The sequence below is a fragment of the Acinetobacter sp. TUM15064 genome (assembly GCF_008980265.1).
Classification (GTDB): Bacteria; Pseudomonadota; Gammaproteobacteria; order Pseudomonadales; family Moraxellaceae; genus Acinetobacter.
Map to the genome: position 1 here is coordinate 1 of NZ_BKFU01000164.1, position 840 is coordinate 840.

Below are 840 nucleotides of genomic sequence, written 5' to 3' on the forward strand. Positions count from 1 at the left end.
AATCTCTTATACGAATTCTAGCCCTGCATAGGGCGGGCTAGATATAGCGATTAGACCCAATTCTCTAGCTTCAGACCATCAATTCGTTCAAATTCTTTTGTATTGTTCGTAACTAATACAACATCCAATGCCAAAGCATGAGCAGCGATCAGCATATCTAAGCTGCCAATCGGTTTACCTGTAGATTGAAGATTCTGGCGTAATTTGGCGTAATGCCAAATCGCCTGTTCATCGTAAGGAAGAATCTCTAAAGGTGACAAAAACTTGTTTAACGCCTGTTTATTGCGTTCAGATCCAGACTTCTCTACACCAAAAGCCAGCTCAGATGCCGTGATACTCGAAATCGCAAGCTGGCCGAGTTGATATTGCTTAAAGCGCTCAAAAACTTGTTGAGGCTTATTGTTGATGACATAGATACAAATATTTGTGTCTAAGAGGTAAATCATCTGAACTCCTCACGGAGCTGTTCGCCTTGATCAGCTCGCTCCAATTGGAATCCAACCTCAAACTCATTTATTGCTTCTAACATGACATCCCAAGGATTGTCGATGGGCATGAGTAATACACCACGACCGAAGCTTTTGATGGCCACTTCCGTGCCATTAAAGCGAAAGGCTTTAGGCAAGCGAACAGCCTGACTGCGACCAGTTTGAAATACTTTCGCAATTTCCATAATTACCTCCCGAAACCAAGATATATATCATTGATATATATCTTAACATTAACTCTTGTAAAGTCAAAGTGAAATTAAAATCATAAGGCAATAAAAAAGCCCGACATCCTGTCGGGCTTTTTCATATCGGGGTGCTCGTCTTACTGATCTCGTGCTGCCCATTCCTT

The 840-nt window shown here is 41.7% G+C and carries 2 protein-coding genes; both read right to left on the reverse strand.

The window, feature by feature from the left end; all coding sequences use genetic code 11:
• Nucleotides 1–50 precede the first annotated feature (50 nt).
• Nucleotides 51–446 (reverse strand): type II toxin-antitoxin system VapC family toxin, encoded by a 396-nt coding sequence (locus tag GBI16_RS18220; protein WP_000639719.1) that lies wholly within the window; start codon nt 444–446, stop codon nt 51–53.
• Complete coding sequence (locus GBI16_RS18225) at nt 443–673, reverse strand: antitoxin (RefSeq protein WP_000401521.1); 231 nt, start codon at nt 671–673, stop codon at nt 443–445. Before GBI16_RS18225 ends, GBI16_RS18220 begins: the two co-directional genes overlap by 4 nt.
• Between the last annotated feature and the right edge of the window lie 167 nt (nt 674–840).

Coding starts and splice junctions, on each gene's coding strand:
- GBI16_RS18220 (WP_000639719.1), bottom strand. CDS start 446: ATGATTTACCTCTTAGACACAAATATTTGTATCTATGTCATCAACAAT.
- GBI16_RS18225 (WP_000401521.1), bottom strand. CDS start 673: ATGGAAATTGCGAAAGTATTTCAAACTGGTCGCAGTCAGGCTGTTCGC.